Annotated in this window: 1 pseudogene; it reads right to left on the reverse strand. The window is 61.7% G+C overall.

What is annotated here, in order from left to right:
- Nucleotides 1-302: 302 nt before the first annotated feature.
- Nucleotides 303-682: pseudogene (gene rmuC / locus JK635_RS28385) on the reverse strand (DNA recombination protein RmuC).
- Nucleotides 683-754: the final 72 nt, after the last annotated feature.

The following is a 754-nucleotide window of genomic DNA, read 5'->3' on the forward strand; positions in this document are numbered from 1 at the left end:
ACTGGTGCGACCGCAGCTTGCACCTTGACTTGAATCTATGCGGATGTCGAACTGTACGACCGAGTACCAGAGCGCCGGCTGCACGTCGCGCGTCTGGCGAACAAGGACTGTTCGTGTACATCGGTTCGACGGCGCTGCGGGGATAACATTGTTTGGTCATACTGCATGATCGATGTAACGGGAAATGGCAAACCATTTTCGTATCCGAATCCGCAAGCGGGTCCCAAGGCTGGTTTCCATCCCAGGCAGGCCCCGGTCTCCTATTAGCACCGGCCAGGCAAGCTGCCAGCGCTTACTGTTTTCTACCTATCGGTCGTACCTTCCTTTCCTTCCCCAAACTCCAGCGCGGCCACGCCCAGCAAGGCCTGCGCCGCGTCGTTCGGCAGCGCTTCCACTGATTTGCGCTTGCGCGACATCTGGCGGCTGCGCACTTCAGCCTGCTCGATATTGCGGGCCGCCCGCTCCAGCGTCTGCTTGGTGCTGGCCAGCACGTCGCCGAACTTGCCGAACTCGGTCTTGACTGCGCCCAGCACCTGCCATACCTCGGAGGAGCGCTTCTCCAGCGCCAGCGAGCGGAAACCTGGAGGCTGTTGAGCAGCGCGCACAGCGTGGACGGGCCGGCAATGATGATGGTGATGCGGCAGGTGCGCTGGATTTCATCGGCCAGGCCGGGCCGGCGCATCACTTCCGCATACAGGCCTTCGGTGGGCAGGAACAGGATGCCGAAGTCAGTGGTCGCGGTGGCGAGATGTAT

Source organism: Neobacillus paridis (assembly GCF_016765675.1).
Classification (GTDB): Bacteria; Bacillota; Bacilli; order Bacillales; family Cytobacillaceae; genus Neobacillus; species Neobacillus paridis.